21 protein-coding genes and 1 pseudogene are annotated in these 26,070 nt (G+C 68.8%); 14 read left to right on the forward strand and 8 right to left on the reverse strand.

What is annotated here, in order from left to right:
* The first annotated feature begins 191 nt into the window (after window positions 1–191).
* From ACTWPW_RS38665 to ACTWPW_RS38675, 3 genes are all read left to right on the forward strand, one after another.
* The gene (locus tag ACTWPW_RS38665; RefSeq protein ID WP_443171568.1) at window positions 192–1,214 is read left to right on the forward strand and encodes a sensor histidine kinase; all 1,023 of its coding nucleotides are present in this window, start codon (window positions 192–194) and stop codon (window positions 1,212–1,214) included.
* Window positions 1,211–1,885: a response regulator gene (locus ACTWPW_RS38670; RefSeq protein WP_443171569.1), complete on the forward strand. Its 675-nt coding sequence runs from the start codon at window positions 1,211–1,213 to the stop codon at window positions 1,883–1,885. The genes ACTWPW_RS38665 and ACTWPW_RS38670 overlap by 4 nt, the downstream gene beginning before the upstream one ends.
* Before the next feature lie 91 nt (window positions 1,886–1,976).
* A complete protein-coding gene (locus ACTWPW_RS38675; protein WP_443171570.1) occupies window positions 1,977–2,804 on the forward strand; it encodes an SAM-dependent methyltransferase in 828 nt (275 codons plus the stop codon).
* A gap of 23 nt (window positions 2,805–2,827) precedes the next feature.
* On the opposite strand, the gene ACTWPW_RS38680 is transcribed toward ACTWPW_RS38675, so the two are convergent.
* Window positions 2,828–4,477, reverse strand: coding sequence for a hypothetical protein (locus ACTWPW_RS38680; RefSeq protein WP_443171571.1), 1,650 nt, complete (start codon window positions 4,475–4,477; stop codon window positions 2,828–2,830).
* Between the two features lie 538 nt (window positions 4,478–5,015).
* Here ACTWPW_RS38680 and ACTWPW_RS38685 point away from each other — a divergent pair.
* The 6 genes from ACTWPW_RS38685 to ACTWPW_RS38710 all read left to right on the forward strand — a co-directional run bounded on the left by ACTWPW_RS38685 (window position 5,016) and on the right by ACTWPW_RS38710 (window position 16,103).
* Window positions 5,016–8,132, forward strand: a complete 3,117-nt coding sequence (locus tag ACTWPW_RS38685) for a DNRLRE domain-containing protein (protein WP_443171572.1) — start codon at window positions 5,016–5,018, stop codon at window positions 8,130–8,132.
* An 808-nt stretch (window positions 8,133–8,940) separates the two neighbouring features.
* The gene (locus tag ACTWPW_RS38690) at window positions 8,941–13,914 is read left to right on the forward strand and encodes a golvesin C-terminal-like domain-containing protein (RefSeq protein ID WP_443171581.1); all 4,974 of its coding nucleotides are present in this window, start codon (window positions 8,941–8,943) and stop codon (window positions 13,912–13,914) included.
* 78 nt (window positions 13,915–13,992) lie between these two features.
* Window positions 13,993–14,448, forward strand: a complete 456-nt coding sequence (locus tag ACTWPW_RS38695; RefSeq protein ID WP_375116041.1) for an SUKH-3 domain-containing protein — start codon at window positions 13,993–13,995, stop codon at window positions 14,446–14,448.
* A gap of 105 nt (window positions 14,449–14,553) precedes the next feature.
* Window positions 14,554–15,378, forward strand: coding sequence for a polymorphic toxin-type HINT domain-containing protein (locus ACTWPW_RS38700; protein ID WP_443171582.1), 825 nt, complete (start codon window positions 14,554–14,556; stop codon window positions 15,376–15,378).
* Window positions 15,379–15,388: 10 nt separating this feature from the next.
* The gene (locus ACTWPW_RS38705) at window positions 15,389–15,799 is read left to right on the forward strand and encodes a hypothetical protein (RefSeq protein ID WP_375116042.1); all 411 of its coding nucleotides are present in this window, start codon (window positions 15,389–15,391) and stop codon (window positions 15,797–15,799) included.
* A gap of 124 nt (window positions 15,800–15,923) precedes the next feature.
* Window positions 15,924–16,103 (forward strand): hypothetical protein, encoded by a 180-nt coding sequence (locus tag ACTWPW_RS38710; RefSeq protein WP_375116043.1) that lies wholly within the window; start codon window positions 15,924–15,926, stop codon window positions 16,101–16,103.
* A 117-nt stretch (window positions 16,104–16,220) separates the two neighbouring features.
* Here ACTWPW_RS38710 and ACTWPW_RS38715 read toward each other — a convergent pair whose 3' ends face one another.
* Complete coding sequence (locus ACTWPW_RS38715) at window positions 16,221–16,367, reverse strand: hypothetical protein (protein ID WP_375116044.1); 147 nt, start codon at window positions 16,365–16,367, stop codon at window positions 16,221–16,223.
* Between the two features lie 215 nt (window positions 16,368–16,582).
* Between ACTWPW_RS38715 and ACTWPW_RS38720 the strand changes: the two genes are divergently transcribed.
* Both ACTWPW_RS38720 and ACTWPW_RS38725 read left to right on the forward strand, forming a co-directional pair.
* Window positions 16,583–17,461: an NAD(P)/FAD-dependent oxidoreductase gene (locus tag ACTWPW_RS38720; RefSeq protein WP_443171583.1), complete on the forward strand. Its 879-nt coding sequence runs from the start codon at window positions 16,583–16,585 to the stop codon at window positions 17,459–17,461.
* 76 nt (window positions 17,462–17,537) lie between these two features.
* A complete protein-coding gene (locus ACTWPW_RS38725; protein ID WP_443171573.1) occupies window positions 17,538–18,386 on the forward strand; it encodes a PIN domain-containing protein in 849 nt (282 codons plus the stop codon).
* 43 nt (window positions 18,387–18,429) lie between these two features.
* Here ACTWPW_RS38725 and ACTWPW_RS38730 read toward each other — a convergent pair whose 3' ends face one another.
* Window positions 18,430–19,539 carry a cytochrome P450 gene (locus tag ACTWPW_RS38730; RefSeq protein ID WP_375116046.1) on the reverse strand — a complete coding sequence of 370 codons (1,110 nt, stop codon included), beginning with the start codon at window positions 19,537–19,539 and terminating at the stop codon, window positions 18,430–18,432.
* A gap of 965 nt (window positions 19,540–20,504) precedes the next feature.
* Between ACTWPW_RS38730 and ACTWPW_RS38735 the strand changes: the two genes are divergently transcribed.
* Window positions 20,505–20,873, forward strand: coding sequence for a hypothetical protein (locus ACTWPW_RS38735; protein WP_443171574.1), 369 nt, complete (start codon window positions 20,505–20,507; stop codon window positions 20,871–20,873).
* 201 nt (window positions 20,874–21,074) lie between these two features.
* Window positions 21,075–21,497, forward strand: coding sequence for a hypothetical protein (locus ACTWPW_RS38740; protein ID WP_443171575.1), 423 nt, complete (start codon window positions 21,075–21,077; stop codon window positions 21,495–21,497).
* Between the two features lie 96 nt (window positions 21,498–21,593).
* Here ACTWPW_RS38740 and ACTWPW_RS38745 read toward each other — a convergent pair.
* Window positions 21,594–21,716 (reverse strand): annotated as a pseudogene (locus ACTWPW_RS38745) (adenosine deaminase); the annotation flags it as partial.
* A 412-nt stretch (window positions 21,717–22,128) separates the two neighbouring features.
* Between ACTWPW_RS38745 and ACTWPW_RS38750 the strand changes: the two are divergent.
* Window positions 22,129–22,296 (forward strand): hypothetical protein, encoded by a 168-nt coding sequence (locus ACTWPW_RS38750; RefSeq protein WP_443171576.1) that lies wholly within the window; start codon window positions 22,129–22,131, stop codon window positions 22,294–22,296.
* A 102-nt stretch (window positions 22,297–22,398) separates the two neighbouring features.
* On the opposite strand, the gene ACTWPW_RS38755 is transcribed toward ACTWPW_RS38750, so the two are convergent.
* Genes ACTWPW_RS38755 through ACTWPW_RS38770 form a run of 4 tightly spaced genes read right to left on the reverse strand, consistent with a single transcriptional unit; the run spans window position 22,399 to window position 25,683 of the window.
* Window positions 22,399–22,665, reverse strand: coding sequence for a hypothetical protein (locus tag ACTWPW_RS38755; RefSeq protein WP_375116051.1), 267 nt, complete (start codon window positions 22,663–22,665; stop codon window positions 22,399–22,401).
* A gap of 2 nt (window positions 22,666–22,667) precedes the next feature.
* On the reverse strand, window positions 22,668–22,934 hold the full coding sequence (locus tag ACTWPW_RS38760; protein ID WP_443171577.1) for a hypothetical protein: 267 nt from the start codon (window positions 22,932–22,934) through the stop codon (window positions 22,668–22,670).
* A 14-nt stretch (window positions 22,935–22,948) separates the two neighbouring features.
* Entirely contained in the window at window positions 22,949–24,757 is a 1,809-nt protein-coding gene (locus ACTWPW_RS38765) for an exonuclease domain-containing protein (RefSeq protein WP_443171578.1), read from the reverse strand.
* Entirely contained in the window at window positions 24,754–25,683 is a 930-nt protein-coding gene (locus ACTWPW_RS38770; RefSeq protein WP_443171579.1) for a hypothetical protein, read from the reverse strand. The genes ACTWPW_RS38765 and ACTWPW_RS38770 overlap by 4 nt, the downstream gene beginning before the upstream one ends.
* Window positions 25,684–26,070 lie beyond the last annotated feature (387 nt).

Here is a 26,070-nt window from a genome sequence, read left to right on the forward strand (position 1 = left end):
GAAGGCATGCGCCGAGGACATGTTCTGAGGGGATCCTCCGACCGGACGAGCGGCCGCATCGTCCGTCCGGTCGGCCGGATCGCGCCCTGACGCACGATTCGGCGGGCCGCCTCCGCCTCGCAGACTCGGTGGGAGTCATCGAGCCGAGGAGGAAATGTGGTTCCCACCCTGGAGCTGCGGCGCTGGCGCCGATGGCACTCTATTTCGCCGGGCTGCTGGCCCTGGCCTGGGTGCTGGTGGCCCGCCATCCGGCGTACGCGCTGGTCATGCTCGGCTGCTTCCCCACGGCGTTCGTGGCCCTGCCCGGCTGGTACGCCTACGCCGGGGTGGTCGTCACGGCGCTCGTCGCCGCGGGCGGCCCCATCGCGTTCCAGAGCGGCGGCGAGCCCTGGCTCGGGCTGCTGCCCGCGCTGGCGGGGGCTGCGTTCGCCGCCTTCCTCGGGTGGATCATCAGGGCCATGGAGACCGAGGTCGAACGCCGGCTCGCCGCCAACCGGGCCCTGGAAGACGCCAACGAGCGCCTGGTCAGGCTCGGCGAGGAGAACGCCGAGCTGCAGGGCAGGCTCCTGGCGGCGGCCCGGCAGACGGGCGTCGCGGGGGAGCGCGGCCGGATGGCCAGGGAGATCCACGACACCGTCGCCCAGGGACTTTCGGGCATCGTCACCCAGCTCGAAGCCGCCGAGGAGGCCGCGCACGACCCCGACGCCGTACGCCGCCGGCTGGCCGTCGCCCGGAGCCTGGCCAGGGAGAGCCTGACCGAGGTCCGCCGCTCCCTCGACGGGCTGCGCCCCGGCCCGCTGGCGGAGTCCAGGCTGCCCGAGGCGCTGGAGTCGCTGGTGTCCGGCTGGAGCGCCGCGCACGAGGTGCCCGCCGGCCTGACCGTCACCGGCCCGGCCAGGTTGCTGCATCCCGAGGTCGAGCTGACGCTGTACCGGGCGGTGCAGGAGGCGCTGGCCAACGTGGCCAGGCATGCCGGGGCCGGCCGGACCGGTGTCACCCTGTCGTACATGGAGGACGTGGTGGTGGTCGATGTCCGGGACGACGGGGTGGGGTTCAGCCCCGGGGAGAGCGGCGGGTTCGGGCTCACGGCGATGCGGCAGCGGGTGGTCAGGCTCGCCGGGAGCGTCGAGGTGGAGTCGGCGCCCGGTCAGGGGACGGCGGTCAGCGTGACCGTCCCCGCCATCCCGAGCACGGCCGGGCAGGAGGCGACGTGAGCGTACGACTGGTGATCGTGGACGACCATCCCGTGGTGCGCGACGGCCTGCGCGGCATGTTCGCCGAGCAGCCCGACCTGGAGGTCGTCGGCGAGGCGGGCGACGGGGAACGGGGGCTGGCCCTGGCCGAGCGGGCGCGCCCCGACGTGGTGCTCACCGACCTGCGCATGCCCGGCCTGAGCGGGGCCGAGCTCATCCGGTCGCTGGCCGAGCGGGTGCCGTCGGCCCGCGTGCTGGTCCTGACGACGTACGACGGGGACGAGGACGTGCTGCCGGCGCTCACCGCGGGCGCGATCGGCTACCTGCTCAAGGACTCGCCGCGGGACGAGGTCTTCCGCGCCGTGCGGGCGGCGGCCGTGGGGGAGTCGGTGTTGTCCCCGGCGGTGGCCGCCCGGGTGCTGGACCGGGTCCGTACGTCCGCGCCCGCGTTCGCCCCCGCCGAGCTGAGCGAGCGCGAACGTACCGTGCTCGGGCTGGTCGCGAAGGGCTTCACCAACAAGGACGCGGCGGCGGCGCTGTTCATCAGCGAGACGACCGTGAAGACCCACCTCGCCCACATCTACACGAAACTGGGCGTCTCCGATCCGCGGCGGCCGTGGCCGCCGCCTACGGCCGCCGCCTACGGCCGCGGCCTGCTGCCGCGGCCTGCTGCCGTGATCCGGAGCATCTGAAAGTTTCATCCGGATCTGTGCCCTTTGCTCGATCGTCGCTATGCTGCCGCGCATTCGGTGTCGATCAAACGTGACGCGGCGGAGGGCGACCATGGGCGACGGACTTCCGAACTGGACGCATCAGGACCCGGACTACCTGCCTCCGGAGATCGACACCAGCAAGCCCAGCATCGCCCGCGTGTACGACGCGTTCCTCGGCGGCAAGGACAACCTCGCGGTCGACCGGGCCGTCGCGATGGAGGGCATGAAGCACTTCCCCGACGGCGGCCAGGGCGCCCGGGAGAACCGCGCGATGTTGTTCCGCGGCGTGAAGTTCATGACCGAGCAGGGCATCGACCAGTTCCTCGACGTCGGCTCCGGGCTGCCCACGATGGACAACACGCATTCCGTCGCCCAGCGGATCAACCCGGACGCGCGGGTGGTCTACGTGGACAACGACCCCATCGTGCTCGCCCACGCCCGGGCGATCCTGCAGACCAACGACAACACCCGCGTCATCACCGCCGACATGCGCGAGCCCGAGGCGATCTTCCACCATCCGAAGGTCGATGGCTTCCTGGACTTCTCCCGGCCGATCGGGCTGCTCCTGGTGGCCGTGGTGCACCACCTGGGCGACGACGAGGGGCCCGAGGAGCTGGTGGACACGTACAAGTCGCGCCTGGCTCCCGGCAGCTACCTGCAGCTCACGCACTTCTGCTCGTGCGCGCCGGAGGTACGGGCCCTGGAGGGGGTCCTGCTCACGATGCTGGGCACCGGCCGGGCCCGGGACATGAAGGAGATCGTGCACTTCTTCGACGGGCTGGAGCTGGTCGAGCCGGGCGTGGTGCACCTGCCGGAGTGGCGGCCGGAGCAGCCCGTCCGGCGGCCGCCGGGGCTGGGCGGGATCTGCATCGCGGGCGGCGTGGCCAGAAAACCCTGACCACGCCACCGGTGCCTCCGAGCTCAGGAGACCTGGACCTCGTGGCTCGCCTGCGCCTGCTGGTAGACGCCGTTGCCCGGCCACCTGACGGTGAACCTGTACAGTCCCCTCGCCCCGACCGTGGTGACGAACTCGAACGAGCCGCTCTCGTCCACCGTCACGCTGGGCAGCGGTCTCGTGGCGGAGCTGTCGACCCACGTACGCTCGACGGTGATCACGGCGCCCTCGGGCCGCAGCCCGCCGTCGCCCGCCAGGGTGCCCCTGAACCGCATCTCCTTGCCGACCGACCCGGTCTTCAGGCCGGTCAGCGTCAGCGTGGCCGGCCGCCTGGCGACCTCGGTGGTCGCCGACGCGGAGCTCCACCGGGCGTCCTGGCTGCCGTCCCAGACGGCCTGGTAGGTGATCGCGCCGCCGACCGGCGGGGTGTCGGCGAGCGTGAACGAGCCGTCCGCAGCGGTCGTCACCTCCGCGACGGTCGCGCTGGTGCCGTCGGGCGCGTGCCGGGTCACCACGACCGGCTGCGCGCCGGCGTCGAGCCCGCCGGGCAGCGCGAGCCCGCCGGTCAGCGTGACCGGTTCGAGCACGTCTCCCGTGGCCGGGGCGGTGAGGGTCATCGACGACCGCGGCAGCAGCGCGCCGTGCATCCGCCACAGGTGGAGCCGTCCGGTGCCGGCCCTCAGCACGGTGAGGACGTCGGCGCCCGAGATCGTCAGGCTGCCCGGGACGACGCTGCCCAGCGAGGAGTTCTCGCTCCGGTAGGTGATCTCCGCCGTGGCCGCGTCGTACGACACGACGTTCGCCACGCCCGTGCCCACCACCTGCGTCCCGTCGGGGCTCACCGCGACGGCGCGGCGGGAGATCGAGTGGATCGGGCTGTAGGAGCGGACGCGGGTCAGGGTCGTGGTGTCCCAGGCGTCGATCTGGTCCGGGCTGTCGAGCGCGGCGACGAGCGTGGACCCGTCCGGCGTGACGGCCAGGTCGTACGGGCCGCTCAGACCATGCGCAAGGCCGTCGATGCCGCCCCGCGGGGTCGCCGACGTGCCGTCGAGGTCGTAGACGTACAGGTAGGCGGGCAACAGGTTGGGCAGGGCGAACACCAGGGTGTTCCGTGCCGCGGCGACCAGGGGGGCACCGCTGGACATCCCGGCCCGGACGGACACGGCCTGCGGCGCCGGCGCGGTGAGGTCGAGGCTGAGGACGCCGCCGCCCGAGAGGCGCTCGCAGCCGTACCCGACCAGGAGCTGGGAGCCGGAGAGGGCCAGGTTCATGGGGCACGGGTAGGCGAGGTCGATCCGCCGGGTGATGGCGAGGGTGCCGGTGTCGATCTCGGCGATCTGGTTCGAGCCGCTCAGCGCCGCGTAGAGGCGGGCGCCGTCGGCCGCCATGGCCAGGCCGACCGCGCCCGACAGACCGGTGATCTCGCCCGTTACCGTGCCCCGGCCGTCCAGGACGACGATCCGGTCCCGCCCGGAGACGAAGATCTTGCCCCCGCCGGCGGCCGTGTCACCGCCCTTCTCGTGATCGAGGCCCACGGTCGCCAGGCTCACGCCGAGATCCGTCGTGGAGTCCACGGCGGAGGCGGCCGGTGGCTGGGCCACCGTCAGGGCGGCCAGCAGCGCCAGGGTCCCGCCCACGACGGTCAGTGATCGGGTCGATTCAAGCGCTCGGGACAACCACAAGATTCCTCCTGGGCGGCAGGTCGCTGTCGGAAAGCTTCAAGATCAAGCCACACGGCGGCACTTCGCGTCAAGATTGACGGAGAGTAACGGCGGTGGAGGGGCTCTGTCCGCGGTGAGCTGGGGGTCCGCCCGGCGGACCGGTCCAACGGGTTGGGCACGGTGGGTGATCATCCCTGATTCCGGTGGCCGTCCTCTTAGAAAGCGTGTGCGAAACTCACAGCAGTTTTTCAGGCTGTGAGTTTGCTGGGAATCGACCTTCGGGCGTGCACGGGGTGGTCGCGGCGACCTGTGGCTTTCACTCTCCGTGAGATCTGGCGGGTCCACCTGGGGCTCCCGCCGCTGGGCGGATCTCCGCAGCGCCGGGCGCCTTTCGCCAGTGCATTCCCCTACTCCGGTAAGTCACCTTCCGTGGTTCTTGACCGGATGTGTCGATTTATGGCGTGATTCGGGTGTTTTTGCGCTGTGGATCTTTTAGATCCTCCTTATCTGGAGTGTGCCCGTGTCACAGTTACCCCGTGGTCGCTTACGTACGTTGATCACCGTCGTGATGGCGGCGACGCTGCTGATCGCGACGGCCCCCGCACCGCCCGCCACCGCGCAGACCGCGGCCGGGGCTCCGGGAGAGCCGAACTTCGTCTCCCGCGCCTCGACCTGGCTGGCGGCGCAGGTGGCGAGCTGGTTCACCGAGGAGCCGAAGGGCGAGATGCGCCCGAGCGGCCAGAAGGCCACCCTGCCGGGGCTGACCTCCGGTCCGGCCAAGCAGCGGCGGGAGGTCGCCCCGCCGGGCAAGCGGGTCAAGGAAGTGCCCGGCAAGCGGACCCGCTTCGCCACCGTGTACGAGCTCGAGGACGGCCGGCAGCAGGCCGAGATCTCGGCCCGGCCAATCCATTACCGGGACGCCAAGGGCGAGTGGCAGCCGATCGACACCCGGGTCGAGGGGGTGTCGGAGGACGGCTTCACGCATGGCAACGACAAGGCCGGATACAGCACCCGGTTCGGCGACAGGTCGGACAAGCTGCTGCAGGTCAAGGCCGACGGGCGGCAGCTCACCCTGGGCGTGGCCGGCGACGGCCGGCAGCTGACCCCGAAGGTGGCAGGCTCGACCGTCACGTACCCGGGCGTGTGGGACGGCGCCGACCTGGTCTACGCGGTCACCTCCGAGGGGGTGAAGGAGTACCTGGTCCTGACCAAGCCCCCGGCGGCGGGCACGTCGCTCGCGTTCACCGTCAAGACGGGCGGCCTGAAGGCCGAGGCCCGGCCGGACGGGTCGATCGCGTTCCTCGGCGAGGACGGGACGGCGGCGTTCGCCATCCCGAAGCCGTTCATGTTCGACACCGTGGACGACCCGGCCTCCCCGTACGGCAAGCGCCACTCCGACGCGGTCACGCAGGAGGTCACCCAGCAGGGCGCCGAGGCGACCATCACGCTGAAGCCGGACCCGGCCTGGCTGGCGGCGGCCGACCGCAGGTGGCCGGTGGTGATCGACCCCACGATCGCGCTGCAGCCGGACTGGGCGCTGGCCGAGGACGCCTACGTCAGCTCCGCCTCCAAGACCGGCAACTTCGGCAGCGCCTGGCAGCTCCCGGTGGGCAAGACCAGCACCGGCGCGATCAACCGGTCGCTGATCAACATCCAGGTCGTGGACGCGCTGCCGGACCAGGACGTGCTGGTCGACGACGCCCGCCTGGAGGTCTACTTCGACCAGGCGCTGGGCGAGGCCGGCGCGGTGACGGTCGGCGCGCACGAGATCACCTCCGACTGGGGCGCCTCCGGGGTGACCTGGAACAGCCAGCCCACGTTCAACCCGATGGCCGCTGCCACCGTGACGCGGCAGCCGAATGAGCTGTCGCGCTGGCACGCCTTCAACGTCACGAACGTGGTGCAGGGCTGGCTGTCGCAGCCGTTCTGGACCAACGGCCTGCTGCTGAAGGCGAGCGACGAGTCGGCGGCGGCCCCGGTCGGCGGCCCGGTGTACGAGGCCGCGACCGAGAGCGCGTACGGCGGCGACGGCATGGTCGGTGAGCAGGCCAACACCCCCAAGCTGGTCGTCACCTACGGCCTGCCGAGCGTGACGCTCAAGCCGGTCACCACCGCCACCTCGGTAGGCGCGTCGCTGTCCTGGACCGCCTACACGGACCCGACCCCCGGCGACGCCTCGGACGACCTGGTCGGCTACGAGCTGCACCGCACCTGCCCGTCCGGCTGCCAGATCGGCGGCGGCTTCTCCGACGGCTACGACACGCTGGTGACCACGCTGCCGGCCGACGTCACCTCCTACACCGACACCGCCAGCGGCGGCGAGCCGGAAGCGGTGGCCGACCCGTCCTACATCCATGAGGCCAGCTACTGGGTCGAGGCGGTGCTGGCCAACGGCAAGACCTCGCCGTCGCAGGAACTGCGGGTCATCCTGCCCAGGCCGGGCGAGATCACCACCCTCGTGTACGCCGACGCCGACACCACGCTGTCGGCCGGCGAACCGTCGGTCGGCCACGACCAGGTCGCCGGGCAGAAGCGGGTGCAGGTCGGCAACACCGCCACAGCACTCGGCAACACCCGCGCTGTGCTGAGGTTCGGTGACTTCGCCGACAGGGTGCCGGCGGACGCGGAGATCACCCAGGCCACGCTGTCCCTGTGGGGCGCCAACGCCACCGGCACCGGCGCGGGCTTCACCGCCCACAAGCTGACCAGGGACTTCGACGAGTCAGCCACCTGGACCGCCCCGTGGACGAGCGCGGGCGGCGACTTCGACGCCGCCGCCCTGAGCACGCTCGGCGCGGTGACGGCCACGCCGGGCTGGCGCCAGTGGGCGGTCACGGATGCGGCCAAGGCGTGGCTCACCGACCCGGCCGCCGCCAAGGGGCTGCTGGTCAAGGTCGCCGACGAGGCCGGCACGGCCAAGCAGTCGGTGTCCTTCCTGTCGGGCGAGGCCGAAGAGCCGGTGCTGCGGCCCCGGCTGCGCGTGACGTACAAGGAGAAGACGGCCTTCTACGTGCCCGGCACGCCGGAACGGCTGGACGCCGGCGAGACCAGGCAAATCCCGGTCGTGGTCACCAACACCACCACCGAGACCTGGGACGCCGGCAGGACGGTGGTGTCCCCACTGGAAGCTGCCCGACGGCACCGACATCTCCGCGCCCGACAACCAGCTCAGGACGCCCCTGCCCGTCAGCCTGGCACCCGGCGAGTCGGCCGTGGTCCACACCGATGTCAAGGCGCCGGCCGCGACCAACCTGGCCGACGGGGTGCAACTGGTGTGGGACGTGCAGGACACCGTCACCAACAACTGGAAGTCGGCCACCCACCACCTGCCCGAGCTGCCGCAGCAGATCCGCATCGACTCGCCCACCTCGGACCTGCTCGGGCTGGAGAAGTTCTACCAGTACACGGGTCTCGCGACCGGGGCCGGCTCGTCAGCGGCGGCCAACCTGTACGCGGGCAACGTGACGTGGTCCTACGCCCCGATCAGCAACCCGTCGAGGGGCATCGCGACAAACGTCCGGATGACGTACAACTCGCTCGACACCTCCGCGGCCTCGCTCGGCTACGGCTGGTCGCTGCAGACCTCGACCCTGTCCAAGCTCGGCTCACAGCTGAAGTTCCACCCGCCCGGCCAGTCCTGGCCCGGCCAGGTGCGCCTGACCGACGGTGACGGCACCACGCACGTGTGGACGCTCGACCCGCCGGACCAGGCCGACTGCGACTTCGACACGTGCGCGTACAAGCATCCGCGCGGCGTGCACCTCTACCTGCAGCGGGTCGACCCGGCCGGGTTCGAGGGGCAGCCGAACGCCGCCGAGCTGGCCGAGCAGCGCGCCTGGGTGTTCACCAAGCCCGACCTCACGCAGTTCTTCTTCGACACCGAGGGCTTCCAGTCGGCCATCGTCGACAAGAACGGCAACACCATGTCGTTCACCTACGAGCGGCGCAGGTCCAACAACAAGCCCACCAAATTCCTGCAGTCGATCACTGACGCGACCGGCCGCCAGACGCTGAGGCTGTCCTACTACAAGAAGGGGCAGGACTACACCTACGTCGACGACGAGGGCAACGACGTCAGCGACTCCAAGCTGACCAACCCGCACATCATCGACAACGTCGAGTCGATCACCGACATCGCCGGCCGCAAGCTCACCTTCGCCTACACCGACAAGGGCCTGATGGCCAAGATGGTCGACGGCGCGGGGGACGAGCAGGCCAAGACGTTCCGCTTCACCTATGACGCCACGCAGGGCACCAGGAACGTCAAGCTGGTCGGCGTCAAGGACCCGCGCGGGAACGACACGGCGCTGACCTACTACGAAGCGCCGGTCGACCCCAAGGACAAGTGGAAGCTGGAGACGATCACATCCCGGCGCGGGGCGACGTACCAGTTCGGCTACCTCGACCCGGACGGGTCGCAGGGCGGTGTGATGCACGCCAGCGTCACCGACGAGCTGACCCGCCAGACGAAGTACGTGATGGACGCCTACGGCCGGCCCACCTCGGTGACCAACGCCGACGAGAAGACCACCACGCTGGAGTGGGACGGTGACCACAACGTCACCAAGCTCACCGAGCCGAACCAGGCCTACAAGACGTGGGAGTACGACCAGCGCACCGGCTACCCGCTGACGATCAAGAGTGCCGAGGCCAACAAGAACGGCTGGCCGGGCACCACGCTCAAGTACGACTACGACCCCGCCTACAAGGGCAACGTCGCCGACCTGAGCGAGAAGACCAGCCCCGAAGGCCGCAGGTGGACCTTCGGTTACGACGACAAAGGCAACCTGACCCGGGTGACCGACCCCGCCGGGACGCTCACCGACACGCCCGACGACTACTCGACCCGGTACGTCTATGACGGCCACGGCCAGATCCTCAAGGCGATCGACGCCAACAACCACGAGACCGAGTTCACCGACTATCACCCGAGCGGCTACCCGGAGAAGACGACCGACGCCTACGACCGGGTCAGCACCACCACCTACGACGACCGCGGCCTGATCGTCAAGGCAGAGGACGCCAAGGGCAAGGTCTCCGAGATCTCGTACGACATCTTCGAGCGCCGACTCGAGACGAAGGTGCCCAAGGACCAGAACGCCGGCAAGTTCATCGTCACGCCGGCCCCTGAGTACGACCTCAACGACAACGTCGTCAAGCAGACCGCCTCCAACGGCGCGGTGGAGACGACCGTCTACGACAAGGGCGACCTGCCGATCGAGGTGGGCCTCCCGCGGTATCCGGACGGCAAGGAACGCAAGTTCACCACCGAGTACGACGTGCTGGGCAACGTGACCAAGCAGACCGAGCCGCTGGGCAACCTGACGCCCGACGACCCGGACGATTACACCACCGGCTACACCTACACGAAGCTCTACCAGCTCGACACGGTGACCGACGCCGAGGGCGGCAGGACCTCGTACTTCTACGACGAGGTCGGCAACACGCTCAAGATCGTCGATCCGCGCAAGAACAACACGGCAGACCCGGAGGACTACTCCGTCAGGCATGTGTACGACCTCGACCACCGGCAGACGTCCAAGATCGACGCGGCTGGGCATGCGGTGTCGTGGGAGTACGACAAGGACAACAAGACCACCGCGGTCATCGACCAGGAAGGCAACCGGACCGAGCTGGTGCTGGACGAGCGCGGTCTGGTCAAGCAGTCCAAGGTGCCGCACTCGTCCACGAACGGGGAGATCAAGTACGTCGTCACCGAGTTCCGGTACGACCCGGCCGGTAACCGAACGAAGGTCATCACCCCGCGCGGCGTCGAGACCGCCGACGACCCCGACGACTTCGTCGAGGAGACCCGCTACGACAAGCTGAACCGGGTCGAGGAGCAGGTCTACCCGTACGACAAGGACGACCCGCGCTACAACAAGCCCGACAGCGTCAAGTACTTCTACGACGAGGTCGGCAACCTGGCCAAGGTGTCGGCGCCGCCGTCCTCCGGTGAGACGGTGCGCAACGACACGGTCTCCACGTTCTACGACAACGGCTGGACCCGTACGACCACGGACGCGTGGGACCTGACGGCCGCCTACGAGTACAACGACATCGGCCAGCAGATCAACCGCACCCTGCACGCCTCCGGCGGCTCCTCCTCCCGCACGCTGACGTGGGACTACTACCTGGACGGCAACCTGAAGTCGCACACCGACGACGGCACGCCGGTCGGCAAGGACACCGTCCTGGTCGACAACTCCGACTTCCAGAACGTCACCACCGTCGGCACCACCTGGGCTCCCGCCGCGGCGGGTACCGGTTTCCAGGGCTACGACTACGACCTCGCCCCCGCGGGGATCGGGCAGTCGTCGATGACCTGGAACCTCACGATGCCCGCCGGTGGGCAGTACGAGGTGTTCGTCCGCTACCCGTCCGGGGCCACCGCCACGGACGCGCCGTACCAGGTCACCCACGGCGGCGGCAGCACCCAGGTGAAGGTCGACCAGACCAGGAACGCCGGCGAGTGGGTGTCGCTGGGCTCGTACGACTTCAGCGACGCCGCGCCGCCGGTCAGCCAGGTCGGCGAGCGCAACGTGACCTCCACCGGCACCCAGATGATCACGCTGACCGACGCCGCCAACGGCACGGTCGCCGCCGACGCCGTCAAGCTGGTGCGCGACAACTCCGGCGAGACGGACACCGAGCAGAAGAAGTTCGAGTACGTCTACGACGTCAACGGGCAGCTGGACAAGCTGACCGACAACAGCTCCGGCCGCCGGATCGACACCTACGACATGGTCTGGACCGAGCTCGGTCAGATCAAGTCGGTGACCGAGTCCAAGGACGGTGCCGTCAAGAACGTCACCTCCTACACCTACAACGAGGTCGGCAACCCCACCCAGCGCCGTCACGACGGCCTGGTCACCGACTTCACCTACGACGTGCGCGACGCCATCGCCACGGTGGTCAACCAGCGGGCCGTCAACACGACCGACACCCAGACGACCACCTTCTCCTACACCGCCCGCGGCGAGCTGCTGCGCATGGTCGCCGGCAACGGCAACGTCGTCGAGCTGGACTACTTCCTCGACGGCCTGGCCCGCACCAGGACCGAGAAGAAGTCCGACGGCACCCTGGTCGCCTCGCACGAGGTCGGGTACCAGGGCAACGGCCACCGCGCCAGCGACCACGTCAAGCTGCAGAACGCCGACAGCCCCGGCTCCTACCTCGAGCACCAGCTGTCCTACACCTACGACCCGCGCGACCGGGTCGCCAAGGTGGGCAAGCAGGTCGTCACCGGCCAGCCGCTGAAGGACGAGACCTACGTCCACGACGCCAACAACAACGTCATCGAGCAGACCGTCGAAGGCACCACCACCAAGTTCGACTACGACCGCAACCGGCTGATGACGGCCACCGCGGCCGGCGGCGCCACCTCGGTCTACAACTACGACCCCTACGGCCGCCTGGACACCATCACCCAGGCCGGCCAGCAGACCGCCAAGTACAAGTACGACGGGTTCGACCACGTCAAGGAGTACATCGGCGGGTCCGGGCTGAACGCCAAGACCACCCGGTACACCTACGACCCGATGGACCGCACCGTCACCCGGACCAAGAACGCCGGGACCGGCAGCGAGAAGACCACCACGTACGAGTACCTGGGCACCTCCGAGGACGTCGTCTCCGAATCCGAGGGCGGGGCGCAGATCAAGGCGTACTACTACGGTGCGCCGGGGCAGCGGCTGTCGCAGATGAAGCTGGTCGGCGGGGTGCGCGAGCACTCCTTCTACAGCTTCAACATGCGCGGCGACGTCGAGGCCATCAGCGGAGACGGCGGCACGGTCCGGGCCACCTACGGCTACACCGCCTACGGCAACGACGAGAAGGTGCTGTTCACCGGCATCGACAAGTACGACGCCACGCAGCCGGACAAGGAGCCGTACAACAGCTTCCGGTACAACAACAAGCGGTACGACGAGGCGTCGCAGTCGTACGACATGGGCGCCCGCGACTACCTGCCCGGCATCAACCGCTTCCTGGAGCGGGACTGGTTCAACGGCGCCCTGGACGATCTCGACCTGGCCGCCGACCCGTGGACCGGCAACCGGTACGCCTTCGCCGGCGGCAACCCGATCACCTACGTGGAGATCGACGGCCACCTGTTCGGCCTGTCTCTGTCGGACATCGGCCACCTGGCGCTGGACGTGGCCGGCATGGTGCCGGTCGTGGGCGAGGTCGCCGACCTCGCGAACGCGGGCTGGTACGCCCTGGAGGGCAACTACGTCGACGCGGCACTGTCACTGGCGGGTGCCGTCCCGTTCGTGGGGGCCGCCGCGACCGGCGTGAAGTGGGTCAAGACAGCCGTCAAGATCACCGGCACCGCCGGGAACACCGCCAAGACCGCGGCCCGTGTCGACGGCGCGGCCAAGGCCCTGGCCGCCGCCTCACGCCGGGTCAACCTGATCGCCAAGAACGGCGGTACGGCACCCGACATCATGGCCGCTTTACGCGCGGAACAAGCAGCCAAGACAGCCAAGAAATCGGCCGACAAGGCGCATGCCACCGCGTCCACCCCGACGACCCGGGTGGTCACCGGCCAGACCAAGGTCACCGTCAAGCAGCCCAGCGGCGGCGCCAAGGCCTGCCCGACCAGCAGCTTCGTCCCCGGGACCAAGGTCTTGCTGGCCGACGGCACCCACAAGGCCATCGATCGGTTGAAGGCCGGCGACCAGGTGGTGGCCACCGACCCGGCCGGCGGCCGGACGGCGGCGAAGCCGGTGCTCAAGACGATCACCAGCAAGGGCGTCAAGCGTCTGGTGTCCATCACCGTGGACGTGGACGGCGACCGGGGCGGCAGGACCGGCACGGTGATCGCCACGGACCGCCACCCGATCTGGGTGCCCGAGTACGACCGCTGGACGGACGCCGGCGAGCTCAGGCCGGGCATGTGGCTGCAGACATCTGCGGGCACGTACGTCCAGATCACCGCGATCGAGCACGAGGTGCGGCAGGGCCAGCGCGTCCACAACCTGTCGATCGCCGACATCCACACCTACTACACGGCCGCTGGAGAGGCCGACCTCCTCGTCCACAACACCGGTTGCATCGATGCGGCGAAGGCCGAAGCCGATCGAGCTTCGGTCATTCGTCCCAGTCGTGCTCGCCCTGTGGTCGCGGAGGCAATTGAGTTACCCGGTGGTCAGATCTTCTCTAGCCCGAGTATTCGGGGGGGTGCACCCCAATTGCATCCGGATGTTCAGCAGATTCTCGATGCGATTCCCGACGTGCCCGGAGCCCGAGGGGCAGGGCACGGAAATTGCGGCCTGGCTGTGTGTCTAACCGAAGCTCTCAATGCAGGGCTGAACCCAACCGGCTCCTCGGCAGCTGCCGTTCTTATTCGTGGTGACATTAACCACTCGAGCCACGGGGTTCCTGTCGGACCATGCAACAGCTGCGAGCATTTGGTAGAGCACTACAACCTGAACTTCCTGACCAGATGACCGGAAACTAGAGCAGGCACTGGCTGTCGGGCCTCATACGTGGCTCGACAGCCGAGCCTCTGCTGCTATTCTCGTTTCATGGAACTCTCCGTAGAGGCGGAACTGGTACTACGTGCCGCCGGCTGGGAACGCGGACGAGGGATCGACATCAGCGAGTGGCGATCCCACTTCAGTGCGAACGGAATCCAATTGCACGATTCCGCGGCCCGTTTTCTGTCGGAGTTCGGAGGTCTAAGCGTAGACAGCAGCTCAGGCGGCGGCGCGCCTGAGCCATTTGAGCTGGACCCATCGTTGGCGTACGGGGAAGAAGATCGATTTATTGACTGGTCCGAGGTCATCGGGCACTCCTTGTACCCGCTCGGAGAACTGGACGGCGGACGCTTCTTCCTGGGGATCGACGAGGTGGGGAGGATCTACCTTGTGGCGAATTGGATCGCTTGCTACGGGACGATTCCAGAAGGCCTCGAAAATCTCATCCGTGGAGTTGCTCCGAAGGAGCTGTACGGGCGCCAAAAGATAGATCCGCCAGACTGACCGGAAACCATCGCCTCGGCCGGACGTGGCAGCGGACCCAACCTTCCAGCCCGGCGGCGCGGCCAAGGCTCGCCCGGTCAACTTCGTTCCCGGACCAAGGTCCTGCTGGCCGACGGCACCCACAAGGCCATCGATCGGTTGAAGGCCGGCGACCAGGTGGTGGCCACCGACCCGGCCGGCGGCCGGACGGCGGCGAAGCCGGTGCTCAAGACGATCACCAGCAAGGGCGTCAAGCGTCTGGTGTCCATCACCGTGGACGTGGACGGCGACCGGGGCGGCAGGACCGGCACGGTGATCGCCACGGACCGCCACCCGATCTGGGTGCCCGAGTACGACCGCTGGACGGACGCCGGCGAGCTCAGGCCGGGCATGTGGCTGCAGACATCTGCGGGCACGTACGTCCAGATCACCGCGATCGAGCACGAGGTGCGGCAGGGCCAGCGCGTCCACAACCTGTCGATCGCCGACATCCACACCTACTACACGGCCGCTGGAGAGGCCGACCTCCTCGTCCACAACACCGGCTGCGCACCGGGCCATATCGCGGAGGTGTCGGTCTTCAACTCCAAGGGTGTGGCACGAGGAGCCGAAACCGGAGAAGCCGGTCCAGTCACGTTCTGGTCGGGCGGACGGACACCGGCGGAGGCGGCGCAGGGGCCCTGGAAGGGGGGCATGGCGACCCACACGGAGGCCCGTGCCACTCGCGCCGCCGGAGCTCCTTGGCCGTTCTGGAAGGCGGGTGACGATCCGCTGCTGGGCCGAACGCCTGCCGTCGCCGGCGACACCTACTACCTTGAGGGACAGTTGCCTCCATGCAGTTGGTGTCAGGTCGCCATGGAAGAGGCGGCCGCGGAAACAGGGACGAACTGGGTGTACACCTGGGTCGAGAATGGTGCTCGTCAATTCTGGTGGCGTGGACCTGGTAGTTAGGAGAAGCACATTGATCTCGATCGTCGCTCGAGCGGCGGGTGTCGAGGAGCATCCACCACTGCTTCTGGTGGGGATTGCAGAGTCGGAAGATGGCGGCGGACGAGCCTTCCATTTTCAGTGCGATCTCCGGCGGAACGAGTACGAGGAGGGCGGCAACTGGCCCGAGGGAGAGAGCTACTGCGTCTCGAACGAGGCTGGGCTGACCAAGTTCGGTTGCGTGCGCGAGATCGAGGCGCGTGGAAACCTCATCAAGGTCGTCTTCACCAGCGAAGCCGCACGTGATCTGCGCCTGGGGGACTCGGAGTACGAGTTCGAGATCGTCGGCGAGGAGGTGGACATGGCGGAGATCCTGCTGGGGCTTCGCAGGATCCTCACGTGTGGTCGACCTGAATATCATCCGCGGTTCTCAGGGTTCGGCTGAGGCCCGCCCTCGGGCGGCTCGGTAAGCGCTCTGACCGGGTCACTCACCACGGGCTGCTCGGGTAGCGTGCGCGGCTGACGTCGAAACGGCGGTCCCACCGAATTGTCGCGGTGGGACCGCTGGCATGTATGCGTATCTCCCGGGCGCGTCGTCTGCCGCGACGCGCTCGTTCAGTGCGTCGCTCGTTTCCCACACCGAAAATGCCGCCCGGCTCGGCGGCGTCCACAAGCCGATCAAGCAGCCTCAAGGCAACCAGATCCGCAGCGCCGACCACGACACCCGCAACCGGCTTCTACGCGCCTGACGTCGTGCTGGAGCAGTTGAGCGGGCAGCTCCAGGTGTCGGCCGGCTCCCTGCTCGCGGCCGCCCCCATGTGAGTGGGCAACGCGGAGCGGGGCGGCAGATGCTCTGCCGCCCCGTTCTACCTGATCGTGTTCGCCGTCGAGGCCATGATGCCGAACGCCCGGTCGATGCCCTTCTTCCCCTTGCCTCCGATCCAGTCCGGCCGTCGCGCTTCGCGCGGTTTCGGCCGACGCCGGTCGGCCGCCAGCACCGCGATCTCCTCCAAGATCTGCGTGAGGATCTCGTAGTCGCGCGGCCACGGGTCGGCCCGCTGCGCGGGCGTCAGGTTGACGATGGCATCAGGAGGGAGACCTTCCGCTCGAGTGAGTAGCCGCCGTACTGTTCCGGAACGCGGGTATCCCGTTCGAGGAGTGGACGAGTGCGGACCTGTCGGAGCGGATCCTGGGTATCGACGTCGGCAGGTACTGGCCACCGAAACGTATCGACGACGACGAGTTCTGGGCAGAGACCGAAACCACGCTGGGTGCCGTGTACACACCTGATGCGGGGTTCGTGAACGATCCGCAACTGGCGGCGCAGAATCTGGCCGCCGCCGCGCGGGCACACGGTGCCGAGTTCCGGTTCCATACGTCGGTGCGCGGGATCGAGCGGGCTCATGGCCGGGTCACCGCGGTGACACTCGCGGACGGGAGCAGGATCCCCTGCGGCGTGGTGGTCAACGCCGCAGGCCCATGGTCGACCCGCATCAACGAGCTGGCCTCGGTCGGATCCGACTTCACCGTGGGATGCCGGCCGTTACGGCAGGAGGTCGCGCACGTCGCGGCCCCCGCGGGTTTCGGCGCCGACAACCGCGCCGGGATCTGCGTCGCGGACATGGACCTGGGTATCTACCTGCGCGGTGAGGCCGGCGGGGGACTGCTGGTGGGTGGTACGGAACCGGAATGCGACCCGCTGCAGTGGGTGGACGACCCGGATGCCGTCACCGCGCATCCGACGACGGCGGTGTTCGAGGCCCAGGTGACGAGGGCTGCGCGACGGCTACCGGCGTTGGAGATACCGAATCGGGCTCGCGGGGTCGTGGGAGTCTACGACGTCGCCGACGACTGGACGCCGATTTACGACCGTACGGAGCTGGACGGGTTCTACGTCGCCATGGGGACGAGCGGCAACCAGTTCAAGAACGCGCCGGTCGTCGGCAAGTTCCTCGCCGCGATCATCGAACAGACCGAGAACGGCGTAGATCACGACGAACGGCCGGTACGATTCGTCGGCGAGCACACCGGCCTGGCCATAGACCTTTCGGCGTTCTCCCGCAAGCGTCCCCGCGGCGCCGAGAACTCGGGCACAGTCCTGGGCTGATGCGCCTTCTTGACATCCCATCTGCGATTCTGTTGCGGTGCTGATTACTCCCCTGCCGGGCACAGACCGTCGAAGCGTGCGTCAGTCTCTGGCCTATGTCCTGGAGAAGACCACCAACCTGCGCCATTTCAGCGGAGAAGCAGATGACCTCTGCATCGCATACCTGCATTGGTCAGCGGAGATGGCAGCACATCTTCGCGGGCAACTCGCCACCCGCGACATCGATCGACTGATCCTTTCCCGCAGGCACTGGGCCCTACAGCAGATCATCGGATCCACGACGTACGGCATGCCAGGGAGCCAAAAGATCGCAGGCGTGGCCCATATCGTCCAGACGGAACTAGCCGAACGGGTAGATGACCTGACCAAGGCGATCCGAGCGTTTGAGCAGCAGGTGCAGAACTGGAGCGACCTGAGCCACTACATGGTCGCCGACTCTAGCTTCTACATCCAGCACGCAGACCGTTTCGACAAGACCGACTTCGGCGCTCTCGTACAAGCGCGCGAGTACGAGGCAGTTCACCTGCTTTTCCCCATGGTGGTCGTGGACGAGCTCGACACCCTGAAGCAGCACGGCAAGAGCCACACCCGATGGCGGGCAGGACACACCCTCGCGGTCCTCGATCGCCTGCTCGTCTCCCCCACCCGGGGCATCTTCTCCCGCCGCGGCGAGGCCGGACCGGACGGCGAGGTGGCCACCAGGGACGTGAGCGTTGAGATCGTGCTCGACCCGCCCGGGCACACACGGCTTCCCATCAACGATGACGAGATCATCGACAGGGCGAAGGCGATCGAAGTGCTGGCCGCCCGTCCGATTACCCTGCTCACCTACGACACCGGCCAGGCCACCCGTGGGCTGCAGGCTGATCTGAAGGTGATCAAGCGGAGGATGGAACTCGCAGCTGAAGAGCCGCCCCGTACCTAGGTTGGCGTCGGTCACGTGTGCGCCAGGCCCGCACGTGTCAGTCTCATGCTGCTTTGACCACCAGCCGGAGCGGCCGGTAGACGAACCCGTCGCTCCACGCCACGGCCGACAGCTCCTCCTTGGCGTGCAGTCCTGGCAGGCGCGTAACGAGGGCGCGGAACGCTTCTTGCAGTTCCATCCTGGCCAGGTTCGCGCCCAGACAGTAGTGCGGGCCGTGGCCGAAGGCCAGGTGCGGGGTGGGCGCCGTGCCAGTGAACCGGTGCACGTCGAACCGCAGCGGGTCCTGAAACGCCGAGGGGTCGTGGTCGGCGGCCCAAGGATTGGGCAGCACGACCGTGTCGGCCGGGATCGTTCCGCCTGACACCTCGAGGTCCTCGGTGACGCGCCGGAGCATGCCGTTGGAGCCGGGTGCTTCGTGGCGCAGGATCTCCTCCACCGCCGGATCGACCAGCTCGGGATGCGCTGCGAGTTCGGCGTACTGGTCGGCGTGGCAGAGTAGGCGGAAGGTGCCCCGGATGATCATTGAGGCGGTCGTCTCATGCCCGGCCAGGATGAGGGTGTACACCATGTTGGTCAGCTCGTCCTCGCTGAGCCCGTCGTCATCGTCGCGTGCCGCGATGAGCAGGTCGATCAGGTCCTCGCCGGGGTCGATTCGGTGCTGGGCGATCAGCTCGCGCGCGTATGCGGTGAACGCGGCGAATCCCTGAGCCCGGGCGTCGGCACTGGCGTCGGAGGTGGACAGGAACATCTCCGTCCAGCTGCGCACCTGGTCGAAGCGGTCCATCGGCACGCCGAGCATCTCGCAGATCACCCGGGCTGGCAGTGGCAGTGCGAAGTCCGCGACCAGGTCAAACTCCTGGCCAGCGGCGTCGATCAGCTCGCCGGCGATGACCGCCGCACGGGGCCGCCAGCGCTCGATGTGCCTGGGGGTGAACGTGCCGTGCAGGATGCGCCGGTAGCGGGTGTGCTGCGGCGGATCCTGGTTCATCAGCGCCGCCGGGTCGTCATCCAGGAACATGCCACGCACCATGCGAGGCAGGCCGGGCTCGCGCAGGTTGCGGCTGCTGGCCGGCGAGGTGAGCACGTTGCGGACATCCGCGTACCGGACGATCATCGGTGCCCGGTCGCCGCTGGGTAGCGTCACCACCTCCATCGGCGCCTCTGCGTAGCGGCGGGGTAGGTCGGGTGACGGTGTGCCGTACGGTCCGGGAGGAAGGTCCGGCCAGGTCGAAGTGGTGCTGGACTGTTCTGTCACAACCGCCTCCAGGCGATGCCATCGTCCAACAAGCTCGCCGGGAACGTACGCAACAAGCCGCCAACGGTCAAGACCACCGCCCCTGGGAAACAGCGGGTTGCGCGTGGTCGCCGTGCCGAACTGGGATCTGAGGCCACCGTAGCCTGTCCCCGGCCGACCGGATCGTGCGGGACCCGGCGGTCGTCCCCTCCACGATCTTCTCGCCGCGATCATGTGGCTTTTCCCACCCGGCAGCGGAACGCAACAGGTAGGCGCCCTCTGTCTCAGCCGGACGCGGCGGCCTCACCCGCCGGCGCGGCGGGCACCAGCCGCACCGTGACCACGGTTCCGTACATGCGGGCATACGCGCCGGACTGATCAACCTGCACGGATGCCGAACGGTGCCCGGTAGGTGGATCGGACCTCACGAAGTCCTGGCAGCGCAGGAGATAGCTACGCGATGAGCGGTGTGCGTAAAGTGCTCGACACTCACCTTTGGGCGTTGATCTCGCGGGCCGCTTCGCGCAGGCCGGGTCGCTCGCGGACGTCGTCCAGCAGGCGGGCACCCGTTGACGCATTTCTGACGATCAGCTGGGTTGCCGGAGCATCTGGCCGCTGATCGTCGTCACCCCCCCAACTCCTTCAGCGTCACGCAAAGACAGGCGCCCCCGGCAAAGGGGTTCCGCCCGAAGTCATCTCTCGATGCCGGATGGACCAGGCGTATTCCCGGCGTATTCCACGCTGCTGCCGACGGGTGCAACGATCACTCCGGTGAACCTCGGGCCGCCGGGATCGCTCATGTCAGAAGCCTCGTCGGAGGCCGTATTCCACCCTGGCACCAGGCGCTCCGGCGGGCTGATCTTCGTCCGAGAGAAGGAAGAACGATGAACCCGCTCAAAACGGTCACCGTCGGGGTCGCTGTCGCGGTGGCGAGCGTCATTCTCGCGCAACCGGCCTTGGCGGCGAGTTTTCAACGGGATGTCGGCGACGGGATCGTCCGCTACGCCGACCCTGCCAACGAGCTGTGCGTCCGGGCGGACGACACCACAGGGACAGCCTGGGTGGAGGTGACCCTGACCCGCCCGGGTGTGATCGGCAAGCCCATCGTCATCAGAGACGACAACATCCGCCACCCCGACGCCACCTGCGCGGTGCTCCCCGCCTTCGACAACGTCACCTACCGGGCCGTCCACGAGAGCTACTGGAGCGGGCGAGGCACCGTCCTGCGCGGGACGTTCACCTTCCAGACCTGACCCTCAGACAGGGCCCCCGCACCATCGATCGCCATTCTTCGTCGCGATCCGCCACGAGGCGATACCTCGCACATCTCCCCCCGCCGGCCACGCGGAAGCGCTGAAGCGCACGCCCCAAGGCCAACCGAACCAACCGAAACATCTCTTGCTGGAGGACTGTTGAAGACACGCATTCTGGGCGCCGCGCTGGGCATCGCAGCGTTGAGCGGGCTGCTGGTGGCAAGTCCGGCGCAGGCGAGAGACGGAGTGTCCTCCGCCCGCGTCCGCGTGGACACCGGGATCCCCGGCGGTGGCGCGCTCGTCACGACGACCGTCGACTTCGTCAACCGGAGGAAGGTCATCTTTCGGAACTTCACGGTGCGCGACCTCTGTCCCGGCGACAACAGGCCGGTGCAGGCCCGGGCTTGGTGGCACTACACCGACGGAACCACCGGGAAAAGCGCCGTGAGGACGGACAGCAACGGCTGCGGCGACGACGGCACCAACTTCGGAAACATCACCCCTCCCAGCACCAAGGGCATATCGAGCGTCTACCTGGAGGTGTGGCTCTACACCGGATCAGGCACTAAGCGTCGCAACATCAGCCTGTCCCGATACAACCAGTACGTACACCCGGGCCGCTGACGCTCAGGCTTTCAGCTGGTCGGCGTACCAGGACTTGATGACGTTGCCGATGATGGCCAGGCGTTCGTCGAAATCGAGGTGCCGCTCATCAGGCGATTGCAGGTACTCGTCCAGGTGCCGGGTGGGCGGGTAGCCCGCCTCGGCGCGGTCGGAGATCGCCAGCTCGGCGATCTCCATCGACCGGACCCGGTGCCGTATCGCGGTCAACTGCGACGTCCTGTGCGCCATGCTCCGCACCAACACCCCATACCAACCACCCACGCTCCGAGCGTCTCGCGGGTCAGCCGTCCCCGCGCCCCGCCGAAGACCACCTCGTCTGCCGATCATTTCCTTCCTCGTTGTCCGCCCCACAGGGCGTGTGACCGCAGGGCCCGGCAGCTTCCCCGTCGCCGCCTGATCGCCACCCCGGCGGCGGGCGGAGCCCCCCTGCTCGCCCAGGCCCGCGCCGTCCTGGTCATGGCCGTCACCGCCATCCGAGCGGCTGGCGCCACCTGGGGACGAGATCGCCACCGGCATGGCGCGAGATCGCAAAGAGCTCCTCACGCCTATCCCTCAGCGGCCGGAGTTGGTGGCGATGTCGATCGGCGACGCGCCCGTGTGCGGCCGATCCCCAAGGGATAGGGGGCCGACTATGGCCACTGACGAGCCCGTCGACATGGACAGGGTGGCGGTGTCCCTGCTGCGCGCGCTGCGCCCCGAGGTGCAGCAGGCCCTCCTGGACAGTGAGGAGTTCCGGTCGCTGTCCGCGGCCGACCGGGAGCGGCTGTACGTGCTGGACGCCTCCATGGACGCCGAGTAGGCGGGGCCCCTGATCACGACTACCGGCCATGGCTGTGGCCGTGGTCGATCTATGGACGCCCTGGGGCATCCTTCTCTGCACGCTCCCTCATCGCCGGGCTGCTCAAAGGGGAGGCTCGGGGTCGAGCTTCGTCATCGGCTTACCCATGACCATGCTGACGATCGCCTCGTTGTCGCTGGCGAGTGCGGCCCGGATCGCCGTGCCGCGCAGCAGGTTCGCCAACTCCTTCAGCTGGTCGGTGCTGAAGCCGTCGATGCGGCAGCCGACGATGTCCATGTGCTCGGCGAGTAGTTGGAGGCGACCTGCGGTCTCGAAGGCGTGCTGGGCGGGTTCACCGCGCGCCTCCTTTGGATCCTTCGGGTCGGTCATGTTCAGCTCCATTCGGCAAGGTCGATAGCGTCCGGGCGGTCCGTGATCTCGGGTTCGGGACGCGAGCCGTGCCGCTGCGGGCGGGGCGGCGGATCGGACGACGCCGGCGGTTGCGGCGGGGTGAGGCGGACCTCGAGGTAGCGCTGGATTTGCAGGCCTCCGCCGCGGCGGGCACGCGGGCCGGAGTCTTCCAGCAGGGTCATTACGGTAGCGATCAGGGCGGCGGCGGTCTCGGCTTCTTCTGTGGTGCCGACCAGGCGGAACTTCATGCTTGTCTCCCTCGTCAGCGTGCGATCGGGGAAGCGATCGCATGCAGCGGCTTGTGGGCGTCGCGGGCATCGCCAAGTGCCCGGTGGCCGCCGCCGAGCGGCAGCCAGTAGCCGACGCGCGCCCAGACGGAGCGGGCCTGCATCAGGCACCACCAGTGGTCGGGGCGGGGCAGCTCGGTGACGTCGAGGCCGGCCATGCTGTGCGTGGTGAGGATCCGGCCCGCGTCGAACGGGGCGTTGTAGGCCGGGGCGTGGCGGCCGCGGATGGCGGCCAGGAAGGCCGGGGCGACCTCCTCCCAGGACGGGGCGGCCGCCAGTTCGGCGTCGGTGATGCCGTGCACGGCCCGGGCGCCGGGCTCGACTGGGACGGGGCCGGGGTTGACCAGGGTGTCGAGCAGGGTTTCTCCTGTGGCGGCGTCCAGGACCGCGATTTCGATCACGACGCCGTCAAGGCCGGTGGTCTCGGTGTCCAGCACCACGGCGCGGCCGGGCCTCAGGGCGGAGCGGGCCCATCGGATGACCTCGCCGACCTCGGTGGACAGGGTGATCCGGTCGGCGTGCTGGGCGGCGCCGGGGTGGGCGGCCAGCGCGGCCGCGACCTCGGTCTTGGTGGGGTGGCCGTCTTCGCGGTATTCCCAGTCGATCTCCCAGCGGTCGCCGGCGTTCCACCAGTGTGGCCACACCTCGACCGAGTAGTCCGCGCTGAGCTGGGCGCAGAAGCCGCGCACGGCCTGGGCGCGGCTGATCGGCAGGCGGGTGTGCTCGCGCAGGGGCGAGACTTCGCCGGGTTTGACGGCGCGGACGGCTTCCCAGTCCACGCCCTCGATGAGGAGCATGTCCTCGATGTCGCCGACGGCGTACAGCGGCACGTCGACGGTCTTGCGGCGGCCGACCTCGCGTTCGACGTAGGTGGTCGGGGAAACCCAGCCGGCGGCCACGCAGTAGTCGAAGTCCCGGCGCCGCATCTCGGCGTGCTCGGCGGCCTGCTCAGGCCCGAGCAGCTGATCGCGGCGGACCTGTTCCATCAGGTCTTCGTCCTCGGCCAGGGCGGCGATGTCGGTGCGGGCGTAGCGATCGAACCGGCCGGGCTTGAGGTGCCGTTCGGTGGCCACGCACTCCAGGTCGAACTCGCGCCAGCCCAGGACGTCGGCGGCTTCGCGCATGGTCAGGGAGCTGGCCAGCCAGGCCAGCCGCTCGGCGACGACCTCGGTCAGCACGGCCAGACGCTCAGCATCGCCGGGAATGGCGCGCAGCGCGGCGACGTCGTACAGGGGCCAGCCCTTGTAGTCGTCGACCACGCTGGCCAGCCCGCGCTTGGCCAGGTCGCCGATGTCGGCCTGGTCGACCTGCAGGCCGGTCAGCTCGGCGAGCAGCTCGGCACACCGGCGGGCGCCGAGCGGCTGCGGCGGGATCTGCCCGCGCAGCTGGCTGGCGTGCTCGGTCAGGGCGTCGGCCTGCGTCCTGGTCCAGTACGGCGGCCGCGCCGGGTCGGGAATGAGGCCGGCCTCGCGGGCACGCCGCCAGTCGCCGAAGCTGAGGTCGAGCACGCCCATGAGCTGGCTGTCGTCGAGCAGGTCGGGGATCATAACCGCCAGCTCGTTGCGGCGGGCCACCAGGTCGTCCACCGTGCTGCCGGACCAGCGCGGCGTCTTCATGTCGCAGGGCGGGATGACGCCGGCGGCCACGGCGCGGCCGAACTGGGCCTGGTTCCAGCCGAGCGCGGTCTGCAGCTGGGCGGCGGTGTGCGCGGTCGTCCGGCGCGGCTTGGCCACGGCCGTCGTGCCGGGCTCGGTGGTCGGCGTGGTCTGCTGGGTGTCGGTCATAGGAAGCTCACCCGCCCGACCACCGCGAGCAGCTCGCCGGCGTCGCAGGCGGCCTGCAGGGCCGCGTCGCTGGAGTCGGCAGCTGGGCCGGCCAGCAGCATGTGCTGGGCTCGGTCGACCAGCTCGAACCACTCGTCGGGCAGCGGCACCGCCTCCGAGGCCTGCCACAGCAGGACGTCGTCGAAGCCCTCGGCGTCGATGTGCGCGATCATGGCGACGGAGCGGGAGCCGATCTCCATCCGGACCCGCCAGGACGTGTCGAGGTCCGGCAGGACGGTCATGTCCCAGGTGGGCCAGGCGCAGCGGGCGCGCAGATCGGCGGGCCCGGCGGCGGGTGTCTCGGGGGCCAGCAGCAGCCCGGGCAACGGCCCATGGCCGGTCGGCACGGTCATCGGGTACAGCGCGTAGAACGGGGTGGCGTCCAGGTCGCCGGCGTCCATGTCCGGGTCGTCGAGCTCAACCAGGTGCACGTCGGCGGCGCCCGCCGCCCACATGTCCAGCGCGTCTTCCAGCAGGTCGGATGCCTGCTCGGAGGTCATGGCGGCGACCGCGTCGAATGCCGCGGTGCCGTCGCCATCGCGGTGCGCCTGCTGGGCGAGCGGCTGCCAGACCCGAGTGGTCTCCGACGCCAGCCCGACGCCGGGCAGCCACCCGAACACCGCGCACGCCAGCACGGCGACCGTGGGGCGCTCGGTCAGCAGGCGCGGGATGAGGGTGTCCTGGCAAGGGCGGCATCCGGCCCGGCAGGCGGCGACGATGGCGGTGGCCAGCGCGGCGTTCACGCCGCGATCGGCGCTGAACGGGAGATCCGCCAGAAACCCCAGGTCCGGGGACGGATGCTGGTGGCGTAGCGCGGTGGTGAACTTGGCGCCGTCCCGCGCGGCGGCGCGGGCCCGCTTGTAGGCGCTGGACTGCTTCCCTGTCAAGTAGGCGTGTTGAGGCCTTGGGTGGGTGGTGGTGTCGGCGTACCAGTTCAAGTGCAGAGCCATGTACAAGTGAACGGGTTCTGTCGCTGATCTTGTGACCGAGTCGGCTGATAGCCAGGTTCACTGAGGTGATCTCAGAGAAATAATTCGGGCGATTTGGGGATGTTCGGGACGCCAAAGGTGACGTTTCGGGCCTATCGGGAGAAGTCGTCGAAGGCCGGAGACAGACGTGGAGCCTCCGGTAGATGAGTTCTCATCAAAAGAACCCCATCGGCCGAAAGGCTCCACGTGATTGCTCATCGTGCCATGCTCGACGTCTCCCGCGCGCTGGTTCATCACGTTGCCCGGTCGCTGCGGGACGAACGCCGGCGGGTGGGCACCCCAAAG

It is taken from the genome of Nonomuraea sp. KM90, assembly GCF_052246675.1.
Lineage (GTDB): Bacteria > Actinomycetota > Actinomycetes > Streptosporangiales > Streptosporangiaceae > Nonomuraea.